We start from the raw sequence: 19,050 nt of genomic DNA, 5'->3' as shown, positions 1-19,050 counted from the left end.
ATTATCCCTCTTGCTCAATGCGAGTTAGGTTATCCCGTAGAATCGGGCCATACTCGTACTTACCTGCACACACATAGGTACACAGCGCGAGATCTTCTTCATCCAACTCTAAGCAACCCAGCTGCTGCGCGACTTCGGTATCACCGACGATTAGCGCGCGAAGTAATTGCGTGGGCAAAATATCTAGCGGCATGACTTTCTCGTAGTTACCCACTGGCACCATCGCCCGCGGACTGCCGTTAGTGCTGGTATCAAAAGCAAACTTTTTACCGGCAAACAACTTAGAAATGAAGATGTTTAAGGTCGAGAACTTATCAACGCCTGGACGCATATAATGCAGCATCTGACGCTCATTACCTTCATGCAAGCACGAAACCTGCGTGTGGTAACGACCTAGGTAGTTACAGACACCACGTGCGGTGCGACCACCAAAAACGGAGCCCGAAATCACTCGGTTGCTCTCACCTTCTAGTTCACCGGCCGTAACTTCAGCCAAATTCGCACCTAAACGCGTACGAACTAAACGCGGTTGTTTCACTACAGGTCCAGCTAAAGCAACCACGCGCTCTGTCCAAATTTGGCCGGTAGTAAAGAGTTTAGCAATCGCTACCACCTCTTGATAACCAATAGTCCACACTGTTTTAGTGGCGCTAACCGGATCAAGATAATGGATATGCGTGCCCGCTAAACCCGCAGGATGCGGTCCGGCAAAACTTTCAGTGGTAACGCCGTTGGTTTTCTCACCCGGAATCACCGCTCCAGGTGCTTTACATAAAAACACTTTGGCTAAGCGCGCTAAAATCACTAACCCTTGCTCAAACTCAGTGGCGTACTCTTTCAGCACAACCGCTGGATCAGCTGCTAATGGGTTGGTATCCATCGCATTGACAAAGATTGAGCTGGGCGTGCTATCAACGGCTGGCACTTTGCTATAAGGGCGAGTGCGAAAGGCAGTCCATAATCCTGACTGCTGCAAATTCTCACGGATTTGCTCACTGGTCAACGCGCTTAATTGCTCTGAGCTGTACTGTGCAAACGTTTCTTGCTCATCACCCTCTAATTGTATTTCTACTGACTGAAATACACGGCGCTCACCACGGTTAACGGCCTTTACTACTCCTGCTCCTGGTGCTGTATACACCACGCCAGGCGTTTTTTTATCAGTGAATAGAACTTGACCTAACTTAACCCGGTCTCCTTCTTTCACCTCCATCGTTGGCTTCATACCGTTATAGTCGAAGCCTATGACGGCGACTGAAGTCACCGGTTTAGCGTTTTCAATACGCTGCTCCGGCGAACCAGTCATGGGCAAATCAAGCCCACGCTTTATTCTGATCATAGGACTGCCTAACCACGATTTTAAGTCTTTATAATTTATTGAATCCGCCGCGGCTAAATAGCATTAGCCCCGATAGTTCCAACACCTAAAAATTAATCCCACTAATTATAGAGATGCAACGGCTAGTCTTGCTAGTAAAAAGCTCAATTAATCGAGCAATAAGACCTTTTAGCTGCGTTACGACAAAATCTCTAAAAAAACGGGAGCCCTAAAGCTCCCGTTTACACGATTCAGCTAACTTATCAGCTGATTACTGAGGAAATGCAGGTGGGTTTACTCCTGCAATATCTTCAGCAACACGAATGACCTGGCAGCTGTAACCGTACTCGTTGTCGTACCACACATAGAGTACTAAACGATTGTCATTACAGATGGTAGCTTCAGCATCAACTACACCCGCATGGCGTGAGCCTACGAAATCAGTTGATACCACTTCTTGTGAGCACACATAGTCAATTTGCTTTTGCAACTCAGAATGCATCGCCATTTGACGAAGGTACTCGTTCATTTCTTCGCGAGTAGTGCTCTTACCTAAGTTCAGGTTCAAAATCGCCATAGATACGTTAGGCGTAGGAACGCGAATCGCGTTACCGGTCAGCTTACCTTTTAATACCGGTAAGGCTTTAGCTGCTGCAGTTGCCGCACCAGTTTCCGTCAATACCATGTTTAACGTAGCAGCACGACCACGACGACTGCCTTTATGGAAGTTATCAATTAAGTTTTGGTCGTTAGTGAACGAGTGCACAGTTTCAACGTGACCATTTTCAATGCCAAACTTGTCATTGATCGCTTTTAACACCGGTACAATCGCGTTAGTAGTGCACGAGGCAGCAGAGATGATTTTATCATCGGCGCTAATCTCAGCATGGTTCACACCGTGTACAATATTTTTCAACTCACCTTTACCTGGCGCGGTTAAAACCACACGGTCAATACCTGGGCACTGTAAGTGCTGGCTTAAGCCCTTCTCATCACGCCAAATACCGGTGTTATCAATGAGTAATGCATCTTGAATGCCGTACTGGGTGTAATCCACTGACGCTGGGTCATTGGAGTAAATCACCTGAATCAGGTTACCGTTAGCGGTAATGGTGTTATTTTCTTCATCAATGACGATGGTGCCATCAAATGAGCCATGCACAGAGTCACGGCGCAATAAGCTGGCACGCTTTTCTAGGTCATTTTCAGCACCCTTGCGCACTACGATCGCGCGTAAACGTAAGCCATCACCGGCACCGGTTTTCTCAATCAGGATACGCGCTAACAAACGACCAATACGGCCAAAACCATACAGCACAACATCTTTGCCCTGGTGTTTGTTTTCGTTTTGCTTATCAACTACAGGTGCTAGCTCAGCTTTGACAAACTCTTCAATCGAGCGGCCCTGACCTTCCTGCTTAAACTTAACCGCTAACTTACCGATATCAACTGAAGCACTGCCCAGCGCCAACTCACTCATGGCTTTTAAAATGGGGTAGGTTTCACGTACCGTTAACTCAGCGCCTTCACCAATACGGTGACGGGCAAAGCGGTGAGTTTTAAGAATTGAAATGACCGAGCGATTGATTAGGCCGCGACCATAAATAGATGTAACTACATTATTATTACGGTACAACTGGCCGATTAAAGGGATCATTGCTTCGGCGATGGCTTCACGATCAATCCACTCATTAAGGCACTGGTCAGTTTGCTGAGTCACAGGCAACACCTATATCTGTTAGTTAAAAGAGGGCTGTATTATCGGCATACTAAACAAAAGCATCAAGCTCTAAGCACAAACCGCGCGCCAATCTCACAGCAATCTCTCCTAGCAAGCGCCCTAACAGCTGGTTACAATCAGGCTTTTTAGCCAAGTAAAGTATTTATTGTGCCCGTATTACCCTTACCTAACATCTCTTCCAATGCCGGTCGTCAGCAGTGGGGTAACCTACGTGGCGCCAGCCGTGCTTTAGCTATTAGTGAGGCAGCCAAAGCTGCACAACACCTAACGTTATTGCTGACAGATACCAGCCAAAACGCACAGCTACTGCAAGAAGAACTCAGCTGGTTCGCCCCTGAATTACCGATTCTGCATTTTCCTGACTGGGAAACCCTGCCCTACGATGTATTTTCTCCGCACCAGGATATTATTTCGCAGCGTATTGCTAGCCTGTATCAATTGCCCAAGGTTAAACAAGGCGTATTAATTGTGCCGATTAATACCGCGCTCTATCGTTTAGCCCCTACTCAGTTTCTACTGGGTTCAAGCTTAGTATTAAACACCGGACAAACGCTCGATGCAGAGCAACTGCGCCATCAACTGACTGAAGCAGGTTACCAGTGCGTTGATACGGTATACGAGCACGGCGAGTATGCGATTCGCGGATCGATTATTGACTTATTTCCGATGGGCTCGGAGCTACCGTTTCGCATTGATTTATTTGATGATGAAGTCGACACCTTACGCACCTTTGACCCTGAAACGCAGCGCTCGCTAGAACAAGTCAGCAATATCAATCTGCTACCCGCTCGTGAGTTCCCGCTGGATAAGGAAGCAATTAAAGCCTTTCGTAATCGCTTTCGTGAACGCTTTGATGTGGATTTTAGGCGTTGTCCAATCTACCAAGACTTATCGAATGGCATTACACCTGCCGGCATTGAAGCCTATCTGCCGCTATTTTTTGAGCACACCGCAACCTTATTTGACTATCTACCCGATAGCACCCAGGTCTTTTCCCTGCCCGGTGTTGAGCAAGCCGCTAATCAATTCTGGCAAGATGCACGTACTCGCTACGAAGATCGTAAAGGCGATATTGAGCGCCCAATTCTGCCGCCAAACGAATTATTTATTCCAACGGAAGAGTACTTTGCCAAGCTTAAAAACTGGCCACGCATCATTGTGCATCAAGAAGCTATTGAGCCAGGTGTTGGCCGCGAAGTGTTTGACACCCTGCCGCTCCCTGAGCTCACCATCGAGTCCCGTAGTGCAGAGCCCTTAGCAGCAGTACGCCAGTTTATCGAGCAAACCTCAGGCCGAGTACTCTTTACCGCTGAAACCGCAGGTCGTCGCGAAGTTCTTTTAGAGTTGCTGGCACGCATTAAACTGAAACCAACTTCGGTTGAAAGCTGGAAAGATTTTCTCGCCCACAGCGATCATGTTTGCATAGGCTTGGCGCCATTGGTTGAAGAGCTGAGTCTTGAAGCCCTTAGCATCATTCCCGAAAGCAGCTTACTTGGACAAAAATTTGTCCAGCAGCGCAAGCAGCGAAAAAGCAGCAATGCGACACAAAATGAGCATACTATCCGCAATCTAACTGAGCTGCGTGAAGGTGCCCCCGTTGTTCATATTGATCACGGTGTGGGACGTTATTTAGGGCTAACCACCTTAGAAATTGACAATCAAGCCACTGAGTTTTTATTACTGGAATATGCCGATGAGGCTAAACTGTACGTACCTGTAGCTAACTTGCATTTAATCGCACGCTACAGCGGCAGTGATGATGAAACGGCCCCCTTACATCGCTTAGGTTCAGAGCAGTGGCAAAAAGCCAAGCGTAAAGCTGCCGAACAAGTACGCGATGTGGCAGCTGAGCTGTTAGATATTTACGCCAGACGCGCTGCTCGCAAAGGATTTGCCTTTGCCAACCCCGGCGCCGATTACGCCACCTTTAGTGCCGCCTTTCCTTACCAAGAGACACCCGACCAACAAGCAGCCATTGATGCCGTGCGCAGCGATATGTTGGCCGGTAAACCAATGGATCGCTTAGTGTGTGGTGATGTGGGCTTTGGTAAAACTGAAGTGGCTATGCGCGCGGCCTTTATTGCGATTCAAAGCGGTAAACAGGTGGCAGTCTTAGTGCCTACTACCCTGCTTGCCCAGCAACACTATAATAGCTTTCGCGACCGCTTTGCCGACTGGCCGGTAAAAGTTGAAGTGATGAGCCGTTTTAAAACTGCTAAAGAAACCCAAGCTGCCGCCGCACTACTCGCCGAAGGCAAGGTAGATATTTTAATTGGTACCCACAAACTGCTGCAAAGCGATATTAAGTTTAATAATTTAGGCTTAGTCATTATTGATGAAGAACACCGCTTTGGCGTGCGGCAAAAAGAACAACTGAAGGCACTGCGCAGTGAAGTGGACATTTTAACCCTAACGGCTACGCCGATTCCGCGCACCTTAAATATGGCTTTTGCTGGCATGCGTGATCTATCGATTATTGCTACGCCACCGGCTCGGCGCTTATCAGTGCGCACCTTTGTTATGCCGCAACAAGATGCCATTGTGAAAGAAGCCTTATTACGAGAGCTGCTACGTGGTGGCCAGGTTTACTACCTACATAATGATGTAAAAACCATCGAAAAATGCGCCGAAGATCTAGCGGCATTGGTACCTGAAGCCCGTATTGGTATTGGCCATGGGCAAATGCGTGAGCGTGAGCTTGAGCAAGTGATGAACGACTTTTATCACAAGCGTTTTAACGTATTAGTCGCCACCACCATTATTGAAACTGGAATTGATGTGCCGAGCGCCAACACCATTATTATCGAGCGTGCCGATAAGTTTGGCTTAGCACAACTACACCAGCTGCGTGGACGCGTTGGCCGCAGCCATCATCAGGCCTATGCGTACCTTCTGACGCCGAACGAGAAAAAAATTACCGAGGACGCCAAAAAACGGCTCGAAGCCATTGCCAACGCTCAAGACTTAGGCGCTGGCTTTATTCTAGCCACCCATGACTTAGAGATTCGTGGCGCTGGAGAGTTACTCGGGGATGGTCAAAGCGGTGAAATTCAGTCCGTCGGCTTTACTTTGTACATGGAAATGCTCGAGCGCGCGGTCAAAGCCATTCAAAAAGGTGAGCAACCTAACCTCAATCAGCCTTTAGATGCGGGAATTGAAGTGAACTTACGGGTCTCAGCGCTCATTCCTGATGACTATCTGCCCGATGTACAAACTCGTCTGACACTGTACAAACGTCTTGCCTCGGCAGAGAACCACGAACAACTCAAAGACTTACAGGTGGAGATGATTGATCGTTTTGGTTTGCTGCCAGAACCTGCCAAAAATTTAGTGCGAGTAACAGAATTAAAATTACTGGCCGATAAGCTGGGAATTATTAAAATTGATGCAGGCCCACAAGGCGGCAAATTAGAGTTTTCTAGCAAGACTCCGGTAGATCCAATGCAGCTGATCAAACTGATTCAAACTCAGCCCAACCGCTATAAGTTTGAAGGCAGTACAGTGTTTAAATTTCAAGTGCCAATGAATACCGACCAAGAGCGCTTCAATACCCTTGAAGCCTTGCTTGAAAGCTTACTTCCCAAGTAAGAATTTACCTACACAATCCCGTCAATGATGCGACGGGGTTGACTCAAGGAGTTGATTGAGCGGGTAACTCGTTTTGCTCGCTCGACTTAGACTGGTCGGCCTGCTCTAGAGTTACAGCCGGTTCAGCTAGCTCATCATCCAGCGCCAGTTCACCTAACTCCTCATGCGCTGTGACCACCTCAGCCTGTGATTCTGCATCCGCTGCTAAGTCCACTTGCCTATCTGTGCTTATATCGCTGCTGGCACTCTCGCTATCAGTGCTGAGTTGCGCTGCGGTTGCGGTATTCTCAGTTGCTTGCTTTGCACTCAAGCGGTCTTGGTACTTTTGATAGCGCAGTTCGGCGCGATTCAGCGGGCCTGGTCGCAATCGCCAGGCAGGCCATAAAGCTAAAGCAAATGCCAACCCCATCAACCAGAAGGTTTCTTCAAAGGCTTGATTGTCGGCCTCAGGAGTACCGCCACGCACCTCAAAGCGCCACTCTAAAAATGCCGTGAGCAAGTTAATCCCAAAGGCGCCCCCCAGCTGACGCACAAAGGTAATCCCACTGGCGCCTTGAGCCAGCTGAGCTGAAGTTAAGTTTTCTAAAGAAGCGGTATTAATCGCAGGCCCCAACAACCCCATCCCGGCACGGCCAATCGCCGCCCAGATACACAGCCACCAGTAACCACTGCTCACTCCCCACAAGCCATACCACGTTTTAGATAAGGCAAACAGCAGCAAGCCAATAATTAAAATCCAGGCAAAGTTCATCCGGTCACAGAGCCAGCCACTAATATAAGAGGCACAACCCAAAAAGATCCCCGCTGGCAGTAAAATAAGCCCTGATTGCCCAGCGGTAAAGCCGCCAACAGTTTGTAAAAACAGGGGAATAAAATAAGTAGAGGCATACAAGCCCATACCCAAAGCCAAAGCAATCCAACTGGCCCGACGATACGCCGGAATACGCCACAAATCTAAGGGCAATAGCGCATTTTCTTTACCGAGAGTGACCACAAAAAAGCCTATTAAACAGGCAAAAGCTAACGCAATTGGCCCATAAACCCAAGGACTGTCCCAATTCTGTACTTGGGCCTCAGCTAACCCACCTAAGCCGGCAAATAACGAAACCGTTAACAACACCAAGGCCAGCACATCTAAACGTTTAGCCTCAGGCTCACGGTCATTGGGCAACAATAAAGGCCCAACCACCTGTAACAACACACACACAGGCATGGGTAGCCAAAATGCCGCCATCCACCCATAGGCATCCACCAGATAACCACTGATGGTCGGCCCCACAGTTGGCGCTATCATTAAGCCTAAACCATAAATACCCAGCGCCCGCCCACGACGGCCATCTTTATACACTCTAAAAATTAGTACGGTGGCCAGCGGCTGAATAATCCCCGCACAGGCCCCTTGAATAATCCGCAACGCAATCAACTGCCAGCCCTCGGTAGCAATCAAAGCTAACACCGAGGCCATCAAAAATACGCCAATACTTAACTGTACGGTATTCTGGGCACCAATCCGCGCTTGAATCCAAGCCGCCAGTAATAATCCAGACGTCATCGCCGCCAAAAAACCAGTGACCAGCCACTGCGCCATAGAACGGCCCATGTGAAACTGATTCATAATTTCTGGAAGCGCCACGTTGATACTGGTAGACGACAGCACCATCACCATGCTGCCCAATAGCAATACACTGAGCAGCCACGTTTTATAGCGGGCGCCATAGTGTTTTTGCATCATGTCTAAATCACGGTACATTGACACTTTCTAAGTTCACCAACATGGTTTGATGTAACTGCTGACATAGCTCTACCTGTTCAGCGCTAATTCCATTAAATACCTGCGCGCGTAAAGCAGCAGCAATGCCATCAATTTGCTCGATGCGCTGCCTAGCCAGCTCAGTTAAGTAAATATGCTTGGCGCGGCGATCTTCTAGCGCGGCCTTACGCTCAACTAGGCCTTCAGCCTGCAAGGCGCTAAGTAAACGGGCTAAGGTGGGACCTTCAACCCCAACTTCAAGTGCCAACTCGCTTTGGGTGGGTGCTTGTTCAAAACGCGCTAAATGCAACAGCACTAACCAGCGTGCCTGAGATAAATTAAGCCCCTGCAAACGCTTATCTAACTCAGCGCGCCACGCCCGAGACAATTGCGCTAGCTGCGTTGCAAATAAGTGTTGCTGTGTAATCGACATCCCGCCTACTCTCCCATTCGACTAAGGGCTTTTTACTTAATACTGTGTAATCAGCGCTAAGTCTAAACATTTACGCCCGAGAACACACTAGGCAATCGCTAGCCAAATAGTTTATAGCCCCGCCCTTGATCCAGCGCTGCTGAGCCCATTGCCGCGCACTGTATTAAGCCTGCAATAATTGTTGCACCGCCAGATAGGCCTGCTGTTGGCGCTGCGGCCAATCACCAGTAAGCACCTGATACGGCTGCCCATGGCTCACCAACCAGTCTTTAGCCTGCTGAAAAAACTGCTTCCGCTCAGCGAGCTGTGGTTGACAACGCATTCCATCGGCCTGCCAAGGCAGGCCTTGGGGTGACAACAGCAGCGTTAAGTCATAGTGTTCGCCCAGCAACGCGGCTTCAATCCAAGCCGGACAATCATCAAACAGAGTACGACTCCAAAGCATGTTGCTTAACAGATGGGTATCCAAAAGCAATAACTTGGGTTGCTGTGCCCGGGCAGCCAGCTCCTGGGCGAACTGTGTTGCGGCAATCAAACTAATATCTGAGTAACAGGTATCTCGCTGTTTTTGGCTAATAAAAGTGCGCACATATTCATCCACCCGCACTGCTGAAAACTGCTGCTGCAACCACGCGGTTAATCGACTTTTCCCCGAAGATTCAGGGCCACTTAGCACTACAACGCGCATTGGGTTAACTCCTTACGCCATTGTTGCCTTCCATACAACGCCAAGCCACAAAACACTAAGTACAGTCTCGCCGTTAAATACAGTTCAGCTAAACTAAACATCAGCACATACAACAGATCTAGCAGCAACCATAAATTCCAGCATTGCACCCGCTTTTGAGCCATCCACCACTGTGCGACCAAACTAAAACCAGTTAACGCTGCGTCCACCCAAGGCAAGCGCGCATCAGTCAAGGCCACCATTACCCCGCCTAGCAATAAACTAATCAGCGCCCCCAACAGTAAATCACGCCCCATCTGAGCAGCAGGCAAGCGAGTCACGCGCCGCGGCTGCTGTTGAGCTCCGCCATACAGCCATTGCCACCAACCATAAAGCTGCAGCACGGCATAAATCAGCTGTAATAGCATTTCTGAATACAGCCGCGTTTGAGCAAAAATCAAGCTATATAACACCACCATGGCCAAACCTATCGGCCAAGCCAACGGATTTTGGCGCGCCATCAGGGTGACCGAGCTCAGTCCTAGCAACACTGCTATCCCTTCAAGCCACAGCATGAGCAACAACTCCAAAGCAGTTTCTATGTATTAGTTGAGCAACGCTCAAAATTCTGAGCTCCTTTTAGAGTCGATGATAGCCTTGCCAAGCTGGCAGATCAGGCTGACCGCTGGTATCCGGCGTTAGGTGCACATAATACTGATCAAATAACTCAAGCAGCAGACAATGCTCCACCGCTTTCAAGTTATCTTTATGCTTTAAGTCTGCCCCCGGCAAGAGTTGCTCAAGGGCCTTTTGCTTAGCCTGCTCGGGCGTTTCAGCAACAAACAAGGCAAACTCGTGCAGCTCTGCCAACTGCCCTTGGCGATAGCCTCCGACATTGACAAAAAACAACTTTAACCGGCCTTCTGGTTTGCTCTTACTCAAACTCACGGCATAACCATCCGCCCAAGTAATCCAGCTATAACCATCTAAGTGCAACTTATGTTTATCCCCCACCCATGCCTGCCTTAAGCGCGGATAAGCCTGCTCAACTGTTTCTACCGCTACAAACTGTAGATCATGCAGCTCTAAGTTAGCGCCAGTGGCGCCGCCACCTAAATAAAACATGCCTAATTTATATGCCATCAGCCCGCCTTAAACCTCGTCATTAGCACTCTTAACTCGGCGTTAGTTTAACCCGATTAGCCAGCGATTAAGGAGGTTGATTATTTGTTAGTTGAAGGCTAGTAAAGTCTTAGATTTAGCTTAGTATGCGCTGTCCAAAATTCCCTTTGAATGGCGCGCCGCTATGTCTACGACCGCTTTATACACTGATCTCTCACATTACTATGATGTGCTCTGCGCTGAGATTGATTACCCAGCTCAAAGTGATGCGGTACGCCGCCTTAATCAGATTTTTGGCAATGGTGGCCAGCGGCATTTAGATCTAGCCTGTGGCACTGGTGCCCATGTGCAGCATTTTTTAGCTGCTGGCTTTCAATCCCAAGGCTTAGATATCAACCAGCCCATGCTGGATCGCGCGCAACAACGCTGCCCGACAGCGCGCTTTCACCTGCAAGATATGAGTGAATTTGTCTTAGCCGACCAACAAGACTTAATTACCTGCTTTCTTTATTCCATTCACTATAATGCAGATCTTGCCAAGCTCACCGCCTGTATCCAGCAAGCCTATAACGCCTTAGCCAGCGGTGGCGTTTTTTGCTTTAACGCGGTAAATAAAGACAAAATTGACAATCAACTGGTAGCCAGCTACAGCACAGTTCATGCCGATGGGGTATTAAGCTTTCAGTCTGCTTGGCATTACAGCGGCCAAGGCCAGCAGCAACAGCTAAAAATTCAGATCAGCTGCCAAAATCAGCAGCTGCATCACTGGCACGATCAACACACCATGGTCGCGGTTAGCTTCGAGCAATTGCTGGAGATTTTACAACCTTACTTTGAGGTGCATTTATTCGAGCACAACTACCACAGCATTCAGCCTTGGGATCAAGCATCCGGTAATGTAATTGTGGTGGGGGTAAGAAGATAGAGTGGCTTACTTAACGGACAGTTTTTGAGCCACTGTGAGAGCAATCGCCAGAATAAGTAGCTTGATAAGTCCTGACTAAATCTAGACACTTTTTATGGCGAAAAAGATTAACAGCCATAAGGTGTTAAAAATGCCGAAGCTGAATTGGGCGTTAGCAAAAGGAGAAAACTGGGAATGAGCTGGGAATGTCAAAAATGTGCGCTTCTTTTATACTGGCGTATTACTGCTTGTGATGCTCGCATTTTTGCTTGGCATCGCATACGGAGTATCTTCTGAGCAAAAGCAATTTATCGATACATTTATCCCAGTGCTCTCCACAGTTGGCTAATGGATTTCAGGTATTGACGCACTTGGCTCTGTTTTTGTTGCTTTATGGCTGGCAGAACAAGCAGAAAAAAGATCGTGAACACCTCAAGTTACGCTTTAATTGTACTGTCACTCCATTACATCAAAACGCTTTGCTATATATAGAAGCTGTTTCAGTTGGACAAAAGCCATCTCATATAAGGTGGAAAAGGCTGCACGCACCAAATGGCATTGGTTAATTTCGAACAAGGTAGTTCAGCGCTTCCATCAAAGCTTGGCTATGGCGAAAAAGCTCATTATTATTTGCTGTCCGGCTCCGAAAAGAAAATTGGTGAATATATAAAAAACTACTGCAATGGCAGCGCAAAAGAACTAGAAATATATATAAATATCACTACGGAAGTTTTTGCATTAAAACCGAGCAAGGAAATGCAGATCATGCTTGAGTCGCATTCCAAGTAATCACTAATCAGGTAGCCGAGGGTTTCTAGCCCTCAGTCCTCACAACACCCTGCATGTGGCACCGCATAGGGCACTTCCATTAAGAATGGTGAAGCCTAATACAGCCATCGCATAATTCGTGCAAGTCCTGAGATTCTAATTAAGCATTTGATAACACTTAACTTGTTTCTGGAGTTTTAGAATTACGCAATGGGCTTTTACTGGTAATGCTGCTGGCCATTGCAGCACTACTCTTCGCCATATCCTGTGATCAAGCTCAACGCGGTACTGATGGCCACTACCGGTACTAAAGTTAGCTTATCCAGCCGCAAAGATACTGACCGGCAGCACGTAAAAACAGCTGTGCCCTAAAAAGACTTACGGTCAAAATTCGCTTAAGCTGGAAACTGGGAATTTAAAAATGGGCTCGCGCAGGGCACGGTTTGGGCACAGAGGCTTTTTAGGCGGTTTTTAAGGCAGAAATCGCAGGCATAAAAAAAGCCCTAACTTATTGAAAGTTAGGGCTTTAGTATCTGGTTGCGGGAGCCAGATTTGAACTGACGACCTTCGGGTTATGAGCCCGACGAGCTACCAAGCTGCTCCATCCCGCGAGAGCCATTATACACAGGTAAATCACTAACGCAAACTTTATTTTAAATTACCTTAACTATCAAATACTTAAGCGGGAAAATAGGTATTTTACTCTGAATTGCCAAACACAAAAAACAAGGCAATAAAACTAGCCCACAGCTTATAACCGGCGCTTTGCTTTAAAAGCGCTAAAGGTAGTATTGTTTAGGCATGTATCTTGCTTAAGCTAATGGCTACTTTAATCGGACTCTGTACTCATGAAAGCTTCGCTCACTCTTTCTACTTCTCAACAACTAGCGCTCACGCCCCAGTTGCAACAAGCGATCCGTTTATTGCAAATGTCCTCACTGGATTTGCAGCAAGAGATTCAAGATGCGCTAGAAAGCAATGCCCTACTCGAGTCGGTGGATGAACATGAAGAGTTCTCTTTTCAAGAGCAGGCCTTAAACACTCCCACAGCCCTAGAGAAAGCTACTGACCAACAAAAAATAGATAGCCTTCATGCTGATCACTCAGAGGCCCAAGAGTGGGAGGAAAAAATCCCAACCGAATTAGCCCTTGATACCAGCTGGGAAGATGTCTATCAAACCAGCGCCAGCCATTTACCAAGTACGAGCGATGAAGACTGGGACTATGGGGCTAATACAGCCTCTGACACCAGCTTAAAAGACCATTTACTGTGGCAGCTAAATTTGCTTAAGCTTTCCAATAAGCAGCAAGTAGCCGCCCTCGCCTTAATCGATAACCTTAACGAAGCGGGTTACTTTATTGATAGCTGGGAGCAGTTACTGCAACAACTTCAGCACCAACTGACTGACCTTAGTCAGAGTGAAGCCGAATCATTATTGCAACAGCTGCAGCTGTTTGAACCTGTAGGGGTATTTGCGCGAAGTTTAGGCGAGTGTCTGAGCTTGCAGTTAGCTCAGCTTCCCGAAACCACTCCGTGGCTTGCTCAAGCCCAGTTACTCTGTAGTAAGTACCTAAACTATCTAGGCGAAAAAGACTTATCTCCTCTGCTTCGGCGCATGCGTATTAATCAAGAGCAGCTCAGTCAGATCGTTAATCTGCTAAAAACGCTCGATCCTAAACCAGGCTTGCAGTATGAAACCGCTAGCACTGAATATATCGTACCTGATTTGATTTTGAGCAAAGTACAAGATCGCTGGCAAGTTGAACTAAACCCCAATAGCTTACCGCGGATTCGGCTGAGTCAACCTTCAAGTCTAGCGCCAGGCAACACAGGACAAGGTTTTGTTAATCAGCAATTGCAAGAGGCCCGCTGGTTTATCCGCAGTTTACAAAACCGTGGCGAAACGCTTCTTAAAGTAGCCAACGCGATTTTAGAGTTTCAATATGATTTTTTTGAGCGTGGCGCGCAATATATGAAGCCTCTGGTATTAGCCGATGTGGCCGACGTGCTAGAGATGCACGAATCCACCATTTCCCGTGCCACCGCACAAAAATATATGCATACTCCATTTGGAGTTTATGAGTTGAAGTACTTTTTCTCCAGCCATGTAAACAACCTTGATGGAGAAGACTCTTCCTCAATTGCAATCAAAGCCAAAATTCAAGCACTGATTAAGCAAGAAGATCCCAAAAAACCCTTAAGTGACAGCAAGTTAGCAAGCCTTCTAGAAGCTGAAGGAATTAATGTCGCACGTCGTACTGTGGCTAAATATCGCGAAAGCCTAGACATCCCTTCGTCTAGTGACCGAAAGCAACGCTTTTAACACCACCAAAGGTTAATTTAGAGTACAGTAAAGCAAGATAGAAATTAAAAAGAGTGTAATAACTACGAGGTCTAGCCTCTAGACCTCTTTCTAAGAGCAAAAAGGAGAGTCCTATGCAAGTTAATATTTCTGGTCATCAGTTAGACGTAACCGAAGCGATGAAAAACTATGTAAACGATAAATTTGCCAAGCTTGAGCGACACTCTGATAAAATCACCAGCGCTCGTGTTGTTATGAGTGTTGAAAAACTAAAGCAAAAAATCGACGCCACTATTTTAATTGCCGGCGGCGAAGTGGTTGCTAACTCAGAACACGAGGATATGTATGCAGCTATCGATCTCTTGGTCGATAAGCTAGACCGTCAACTGATTAAGCACAAAGAAAAGTTACTTGATCGCAATAAAGGTGCAGTTGAGCACTAACCTCACATGATCCGATTAGAACAAATCCTGACCCCCAGCCGTTGCCAAGTCAACGCGCTGGGTGGCAGCAAAAAACGTGTCCTTGAACAAATTGCTGCCTTAATCGTAAGCGACTGTCCTCAACTTGATGAAGACACCCTCTACGAAAACTTAATTGCCAGAGAGCGCCTAGGCTCTACCGGCTTTGGCGATGGCATTGCTATCCCCCACTGCCGCATGGAAGGCTGCAGCACTCCAATCAGCGCCCTACTGCAACTAGAAACAGCAGTCGACTTTGACGCAATTGACGGTGAACCGGTGGACTTATTTTTTGTCTTACTGGTTCCTGATGATGCGACTGATCAACACCTTGAGCTCTTACGTCAAGTTGCTCAGCTATTAAATCAGCCCGAAGTCTGCGAACAACTGCGCTCCGCTTCCAGCAGTCAGGCACTCTATCAAGCAGTTATTAATGCTCAATCCTTACTTGAGGTATAGCTATGCAGCTGGTTATTGTCAGTGGTCGATCGGGCTCAGGAAAAAGTACAGCGCTAGCGGTACTAGAAGACAACAACTTTTACTGCATTGACAATCTACCCGCCGAGCTACTGCTTAATCTGGTAGAAAATACCCTACTGGCCAATGACCCTGCCACCCAACAGGTTGCAGTGTCAATTGACGCGCGAAACTTACCGCATCAGTTAGAGCAACTGCCGCAACTCCTGGCACAAATCAAACAACGTAATATTGATTGCGATGTGCTGTACTTGGATGCGAGCAATGCCAGCTTACTTAAACGTTTTTCTGAAACGCGTCGCCGTCATCCGCTAACTAAAGGCTCACTGTCGTTAGCTGAAGCGATTGAGGCAGAAAAGCAAATGCTAGCGCCTATCGCGCAGCTGGCTGATCTAACCATTGATACCACCCAGCTTAATCTATACCAACTAGCCGACTGCATTAAATTGCGGTTACTAGATAAACCTGAACCGACCACCTCGATTTTATTAGAGTCTTTTGGCTTTAAACGAGGCTTACCGATTGATGCGGACTTAGTATTTGATGTGCGCTGTTTGCCTAACCCTTACTGGGAACCAGAATTGCGCGCCTATAGCGGCCAAGACTCACCAGTACAAGAATACTTTGCCCAGCAGCCTGAAGTAGGTGAAATGTACACCGATCTCTACGCTTACTTAAGCAAATGGTTACCCCGCATCGCCGATAGTAATCGCGCCTATGTCACGGTCGCCATTGGCTGTACAGGTGGCCGCCACCGTTCAGTTTATTTAGTCGATCAATTAGCTAAAGCGCTGGATGGTAAGCTACCCAACTTACAAATTAGACATCGCGATCTGCATGCAAAGCACTAATTCCTATGCTCACAACCCAGCTCACTATTGTTAATCAACGCGGCTTACATGGACGCGCCTCCATGAAGTTTGTTGAATTAGCTCGCCGCTTTCCCTGCGAGATACAAGCAGGCACTTCGCTAGAGCAACTGGTAGACGGTAAAAACATTTTATCTTTGATGCTACTGGCAGCTGCTAAAGGACAACAAATCGTTATTACCGCTAAAGGTGAAGCGCAGCAAGAGGCGATTGCCGCTCTCACCGAACTGGTCGAGGCAGGTTTTTACGAAGAGCAATAACGCTTACCGGCTAAGCTTCAGCCAAACAACGAATCCCATCATACTCAGGATCGGTCACTAGCGGAGTCACACGGCGCTCAAATAACGTAATTGACGACGGCAGCGACAGCAGTGCTTGCAGCTCTGCTAAATCAGCCTGTGGATCAATCCACTCCCGAGCTTGCTGCTCAGTTAAAATAACCGGACGCCGCAGATAAGCCGCTGCTTGAGTCAGCATTGCCACGCTAGGATAGCTAACCTCTTGCACCTGAAATATAGTATAGACCCCAGCAAAGTACATCAGCTCGGCTGCCTGTTGCTGCAACCAAAAAGGCTTGCTTTGCTTGCCTTTACCGCGCCACTCAAAAAAACCATTGGCTGGAATCACACAGCGCTGCTTGGCAAATGCCTGCTTAAATAAGGGCTGCGAAGCCACTGTTTCAGAACGTGCATGGGCACTGGCCCGTGACAAATCTTGCATCCAGCTAGGGGTAAAGCCCCAATACGCACGCTCAGCTATTACTTGCTCAGCCGCCTGTCTTACAATCAAAATCTGTTTTTTCGGGGTTAAGTTCCAGTGCGCCCGCAGATGCTCAGGAAAACCTGGCAGCGCCGCCAATTGCTCATCCCAGCGAAATAAGCCAAAGCGTTGACTCACAGTAAACTCCCAATACTTATTCTTCCTAGGATTAACATAACAAGCTGCCTGGCTGACTACTAGCTAACTGCTCATCCAGCTCGTCATCAATACAAGGTGTGGCAGATAAATAATGTTCAATCATTTGTTGCGCCTTTTCAGCCTGCTGATCTGGAACCATTAAGCGCAGCAAGCCTAAAGCGGGTAATTCTCCCATTCCTCCCACTAAATCAGCCCCCACTAAATGCGCACTTATGCCTTCATTACGCAACATGCCTAACAGTAACTCGGCCTGAAATAAGTCAACTGGCTCATACACGCACTGCATTTATAGCCCTCATTTTATCACTCGCTCATAGCTAAATTTTGGCCTTAACCGAGGCCTATTACTTGAGCAGCAACGCATAAAAATGCGTCAGACGTACACAATAGTTGCTGAACAGCGTAACATAGAGCACTTTTTTATATGCTGTTATCCTCCAACTTTACACTGCCGGCTACCGGCAGTCAGCCAAGTCAATCGGCTGCTTAACACAACTTTGAAAGAGAGAATGATGGGCCAATTTGATGATATTCGCCCCTATGACAACTCTGAATTGTCTACGGTGCTCACTCGTCTGCTGCATGATCCCGAGTTTCTACAAGCTATTGCTAACTACCGCTTCCCAAAATTGGCAAAGGTAGCCGGCTGGCTCATTCGGCCTATTATTTCTTGGCAGTTAAAAGAGAAATCCCGCGTAATTCACTCTATTGAACAGCTGCAGCGTTTAATTGAGGACTATATAGAAAAAAGTATTGAACAAGTCACTGACGGCATCACCCTCAGCGGCATGGAGCAATTAACTGCTGATACCGCCCACCTATATATTTCAAATCACCGCGATATTGTGATGGATCCAGCTCTAGCGACCTATGCTATGTTTCAATATCAGCTAGATACGCCACGGATTGCGATTGGCGATAACCTGCTGCAGCGCCCCTTTGTCAGCGACTTAATGCGCCTAAATAAAAGTTTTATTGTGCGCCGCTCAGTGACTGGCCGCAAAGAGAAGCTTGAGGCTTTTCAACAGCTTTCAGCCTACATCAACCACTCCATCACCAAAGACCGACAATCGGTGTGGATTGCCCAAGCTGAAGGACGCGCTAAAGATGGTAACGACCGTACCGACTCTGCCATTTTAAAAATGCTGCACATTAGCCGTAAAGATGAAGCCTTTAGCGAGGTGGTGCAATCACTGAGTTTAATTCCAATCGCTATTAGTTATGAATATGATCCTTGTGATTTAGCCAAAGCTCGGGAACTGTACATTTTAGCCACCACCGGCGAGTACACCAAGCAACCCGGTGAAGATGACCAGAGTATCGCCCTTGGCATTACTGGCTATAAAGGCCGTGTACACATCCACTTTAGTGATCCAATTACTCAGCCTTTTACTGACACCAAAGCCCTTGCTAAATATATTGACCAAGAAATCATTAGTCACTACCGTTTATTTCCCGTGCACTATTTCGCTTGGCACCAGTGGCAAGCTCGCGACCAGCAACTGATAGTACCAAGCGCTGAGCAACTCTTTAGTACTGAAGAAATCGCCAAAGCAAAAAGCATTTGGGCTGAACGCTTAGCCAATTGTCCCGTAGAGCATCAACCTTTTTTAATCCAGCAATACGCTTATCCTGTGCAAAACCTTTATCAGTTACAGCAACAGCTAGCCAGCGCAGCCACAACAGCTGACGCCAGTTCAGCGCCTGAATCCACCTCTGAGCATGAGTAAT

General features: G+C 47.4%; 18 protein-coding genes and 1 tRNA gene. 9 read left to right on the top strand and 10 right to left on the bottom strand.

What is annotated here, in order from left to right; all coding sequences use genetic code 11:
- Nucleotide 1 precedes the first annotated feature (1 nt).
- Nucleotides 2–1,339 (bottom strand): Na(+)-translocating NADH-quinone reductase subunit A, encoded by a 1,338-nt coding sequence (locus AKN87_RS00585; protein ID WP_053102164.1) that lies wholly within the window; start codon nucleotides 1,337–1,339, stop codon nucleotides 2–4.
- 250 nt (nucleotides 1,340–1,589) lie between these two features.
- Entirely contained in the window at nucleotides 1,590–3,038 is a 1,449-nt protein-coding gene (locus AKN87_RS00580; protein WP_053101555.1) for a glyceraldehyde-3-phosphate dehydrogenase, read from the bottom strand.
- Nucleotides 3,039–3,206: 168 nt separating this feature from the next.
- Here AKN87_RS00580 and mfd point away from each other — a divergent pair, with 168 nt between their 5' ends.
- A complete protein-coding gene (gene mfd / locus AKN87_RS00575; RefSeq protein ID WP_053102163.1) occupies nucleotides 3,207–6,647 on the top strand; it encodes a transcription-repair coupling factor in 3,441 nt (1,146 codons plus the stop codon).
- Between the two features lie 43 nt (nucleotides 6,648–6,690).
- Here mfd and AKN87_RS00570 read toward each other — a convergent pair whose 3' ends face one another.
- The 5 genes from AKN87_RS00570 to AKN87_RS00550 all read right to left on the bottom strand — a co-directional run bounded on the left by AKN87_RS00570 (nucleotide 6,691) and on the right by AKN87_RS00550 (nucleotide 10,640).
- Complete coding sequence (locus AKN87_RS00570) at nucleotides 6,691–8,397, bottom strand: DHA2 family efflux MFS transporter permease subunit (protein ID WP_080995459.1); 1,707 nt, start codon at nucleotides 8,395–8,397, stop codon at nucleotides 6,691–6,693.
- Nucleotides 8,387–8,830 carry a MarR family transcriptional regulator gene (locus AKN87_RS00565; protein WP_053101553.1) on the bottom strand — a complete coding sequence of 148 codons (444 nt, stop codon included), beginning with the start codon at nucleotides 8,828–8,830 and terminating at the stop codon, nucleotides 8,387–8,389. The genes AKN87_RS00570 and AKN87_RS00565 overlap by 11 nt, the downstream gene beginning before the upstream one ends.
- Before the next feature lie 163 nt (nucleotides 8,831–8,993).
- Nucleotides 8,994–9,518: an AAA family ATPase gene (locus tag AKN87_RS00560; RefSeq protein WP_053102162.1), complete on the bottom strand. Its 525-nt coding sequence runs from the start codon at nucleotides 9,516–9,518 to the stop codon at nucleotides 8,994–8,996.
- The gene (gene pnuC, locus AKN87_RS00555) at nucleotides 9,506–10,072 is read right to left on the bottom strand and encodes a nicotinamide riboside transporter PnuC (protein WP_053102161.1); all 567 of its coding nucleotides are present in this window, start codon (nucleotides 10,070–10,072) and stop codon (nucleotides 9,506–9,508) included. The genes AKN87_RS00560 and pnuC overlap by 13 nt, the downstream gene beginning before the upstream one ends.
- Before the next feature lie 64 nt (nucleotides 10,073–10,136).
- Complete coding sequence (locus tag AKN87_RS00550; RefSeq protein WP_053102160.1) at nucleotides 10,137–10,640, bottom strand: DUF1543 domain-containing protein; 504 nt, start codon at nucleotides 10,638–10,640, stop codon at nucleotides 10,137–10,139.
- A 163-nt stretch (nucleotides 10,641–10,803) separates the two neighbouring features.
- Here AKN87_RS00550 and AKN87_RS00545 point away from each other — a divergent pair, with 163 nt between their 5' ends.
- Both AKN87_RS00545 and AKN87_RS00540 read left to right on the top strand, forming a co-directional pair.
- Nucleotides 10,804–11,544: a class I SAM-dependent DNA methyltransferase gene (locus AKN87_RS00545; RefSeq protein ID WP_053101549.1), complete on the top strand. Its 741-nt coding sequence runs from the start codon at nucleotides 10,804–10,806 to the stop codon at nucleotides 11,542–11,544.
- Between the two features lie 531 nt (nucleotides 11,545–12,075).
- The gene (locus AKN87_RS00540) at nucleotides 12,076–12,312 is read left to right on the top strand and encodes a hypothetical protein (protein ID WP_053101548.1); all 237 of its coding nucleotides are present in this window, start codon (nucleotides 12,076–12,078) and stop codon (nucleotides 12,310–12,312) included.
- 513 nt (nucleotides 12,313–12,825) lie between these two features.
- Here AKN87_RS00540 and AKN87_RS00535 read toward each other — a convergent pair.
- Nucleotides 12,826–12,902, bottom strand: a tRNA-Met gene (locus AKN87_RS00535).
- 237 nt (nucleotides 12,903–13,139) lie between these two features.
- Here AKN87_RS00535 and AKN87_RS00530 point away from each other — a divergent pair.
- The 5 genes from AKN87_RS00530 to AKN87_RS00510 all read left to right on the top strand — a co-directional run bounded on the left by AKN87_RS00530 (nucleotide 13,140) and on the right by AKN87_RS00510 (nucleotide 16,661).
- Nucleotides 13,140–14,615: an RNA polymerase factor sigma-54 gene (locus tag AKN87_RS00530; RefSeq protein WP_053102159.1), complete on the top strand. Its 1,476-nt coding sequence runs from the start codon at nucleotides 13,140–13,142 to the stop codon at nucleotides 14,613–14,615.
- Between the two features lie 113 nt (nucleotides 14,616–14,728).
- A complete protein-coding gene (hpf, locus tag AKN87_RS00525; RefSeq protein WP_053101533.1) occupies nucleotides 14,729–15,037 on the top strand; it encodes a ribosome hibernation-promoting factor, HPF/YfiA family in 309 nt (102 codons plus the stop codon).
- 6 nt (nucleotides 15,038–15,043) lie between these two features.
- Nucleotides 15,044–15,514, top strand: coding sequence for a PTS IIA-like nitrogen regulatory protein PtsN (gene ptsN, locus AKN87_RS00520; protein ID WP_053101532.1), 471 nt, complete (start codon nucleotides 15,044–15,046; stop codon nucleotides 15,512–15,514).
- A 2-nt stretch (nucleotides 15,515–15,516) separates the two neighbouring features.
- Nucleotides 15,517–16,383, top strand: coding sequence for an RNase adapter RapZ (rapZ, locus tag AKN87_RS00515; RefSeq protein WP_053102158.1), 867 nt, complete (start codon nucleotides 15,517–15,519; stop codon nucleotides 16,381–16,383).
- A gap of 5 nt (nucleotides 16,384–16,388) precedes the next feature.
- Complete coding sequence (locus tag AKN87_RS00510) at nucleotides 16,389–16,661, top strand: HPr family phosphocarrier protein (RefSeq protein WP_053102157.1); 273 nt, start codon at nucleotides 16,389–16,391, stop codon at nucleotides 16,659–16,661.
- Between the two features lie 10 nt (nucleotides 16,662–16,671).
- On the opposite strand, the gene AKN87_RS00505 is transcribed toward AKN87_RS00510, so the two are convergent.
- On the bottom strand, nucleotides 16,672–17,298 hold the full coding sequence (locus AKN87_RS00505) for an SOS response-associated peptidase (protein ID WP_053102156.1): 627 nt from the start codon (nucleotides 17,296–17,298) through the stop codon (nucleotides 16,672–16,674).
- Between the two features lie 31 nt (nucleotides 17,299–17,329).
- Nucleotides 17,330–17,605, bottom strand: a complete 276-nt coding sequence (locus AKN87_RS00500; RefSeq protein ID WP_053102155.1) for a putative signal transducing protein — start codon at nucleotides 17,603–17,605, stop codon at nucleotides 17,330–17,332.
- Nucleotides 17,606–17,828: 223 nt separating this feature from the next.
- On the opposite strand from AKN87_RS00500, the gene AKN87_RS00495 reads away from it, so the two are divergent.
- Complete coding sequence (locus AKN87_RS00495) at nucleotides 17,829–19,049, top strand: 1-acyl-sn-glycerol-3-phosphate acyltransferase (RefSeq protein WP_080995458.1); 1,221 nt, start codon at nucleotides 17,829–17,831, stop codon at nucleotides 19,047–19,049.
- Nucleotide 19,050 lies beyond the last annotated feature (1 nt).

This window comes from Thiopseudomonas alkaliphila (assembly GCF_001267175.1).
Lineage (GTDB): Bacteria > Pseudomonadota > Gammaproteobacteria > Pseudomonadales > Pseudomonadaceae > Oblitimonas > Oblitimonas alkaliphila.
Note: the sequence above shows the minus strand (reverse complement) of the source record. Positions and strands in the feature narration are given on the sequence as shown.

What these genes read in the sequence shown, in the direction of transcription:
- AKN87_RS00585 (WP_053102164.1), bottom strand. Translation starts at nt 1,339, where the DNA reads ATGATCAGAATAAAGCGTGGGCTTGATTTGCCCATGACTGGTTCGCCG.
- AKN87_RS00570 (WP_080995459.1), bottom strand. Translation starts at nt 8,397, where the DNA reads ATGTACCGTGATTTAGACATGATGCAAAAACACTATGGCGCCCGCTAT.
- AKN87_RS00565 (WP_053101553.1), bottom strand. Translation starts at nt 8,830, where the DNA reads ATGTCGATTACACAGCAACACTTATTTGCAACGCAGCTAGCGCAATTG.
- AKN87_RS00560 (WP_053102162.1), bottom strand. Translation starts at nt 9,518, where the DNA reads ATGCGCGTTGTAGTGCTAAGTGGCCCTGAATCTTCGGGGAAAAGTCGA.
- pnuC (WP_053102161.1), bottom strand. Translation starts at nt 10,072, where the DNA reads ATGCTGTGGCTTGAAGGGATAGCAGTGTTGCTAGGACTGAGCTCGGTC.
- AKN87_RS00550 (WP_053102160.1), bottom strand. Translation starts at nt 10,640, where the DNA reads ATGGCATATAAATTAGGCATGTTTTATTTAGGTGGCGGCGCCACTGGC.
- AKN87_RS00545 (WP_053101549.1), top strand. Translation starts at nt 10,804, where the DNA reads ATGTCTACGACCGCTTTATACACTGATCTCTCACATTACTATGATGTG.
- AKN87_RS00540 (WP_053101548.1), top strand. Translation starts at nt 12,076, where the DNA reads ATGGCATTGGTTAATTTCGAACAAGGTAGTTCAGCGCTTCCATCAAAG.
- AKN87_RS00530 (WP_053102159.1), top strand. Translation starts at nt 13,140, where the DNA reads ATGAAAGCTTCGCTCACTCTTTCTACTTCTCAACAACTAGCGCTCACG.
- hpf (WP_053101533.1), top strand. Translation starts at nt 14,729, where the DNA reads ATGCAAGTTAATATTTCTGGTCATCAGTTAGACGTAACCGAAGCGATG.
- ptsN (WP_053101532.1), top strand. Translation starts at nt 15,044, where the DNA reads ATGATCCGATTAGAACAAATCCTGACCCCCAGCCGTTGCCAAGTCAAC.
- rapZ (WP_053102158.1), top strand. Translation starts at nt 15,517, where the DNA reads ATGCAGCTGGTTATTGTCAGTGGTCGATCGGGCTCAGGAAAAAGTACA.
- AKN87_RS00510 (WP_053102157.1), top strand. Translation starts at nt 16,389, where the DNA reads ATGCTCACAACCCAGCTCACTATTGTTAATCAACGCGGCTTACATGGA.
- AKN87_RS00500 (WP_053102155.1), bottom strand. Translation starts at nt 17,605, where the DNA reads ATGCAGTGCGTGTATGAGCCAGTTGACTTATTTCAGGCCGAGTTACTG.
- AKN87_RS00495 (WP_080995458.1), top strand. Translation starts at nt 17,829, where the DNA reads ATGATGGGCCAATTTGATGATATTCGCCCCTATGACAACTCTGAATTG.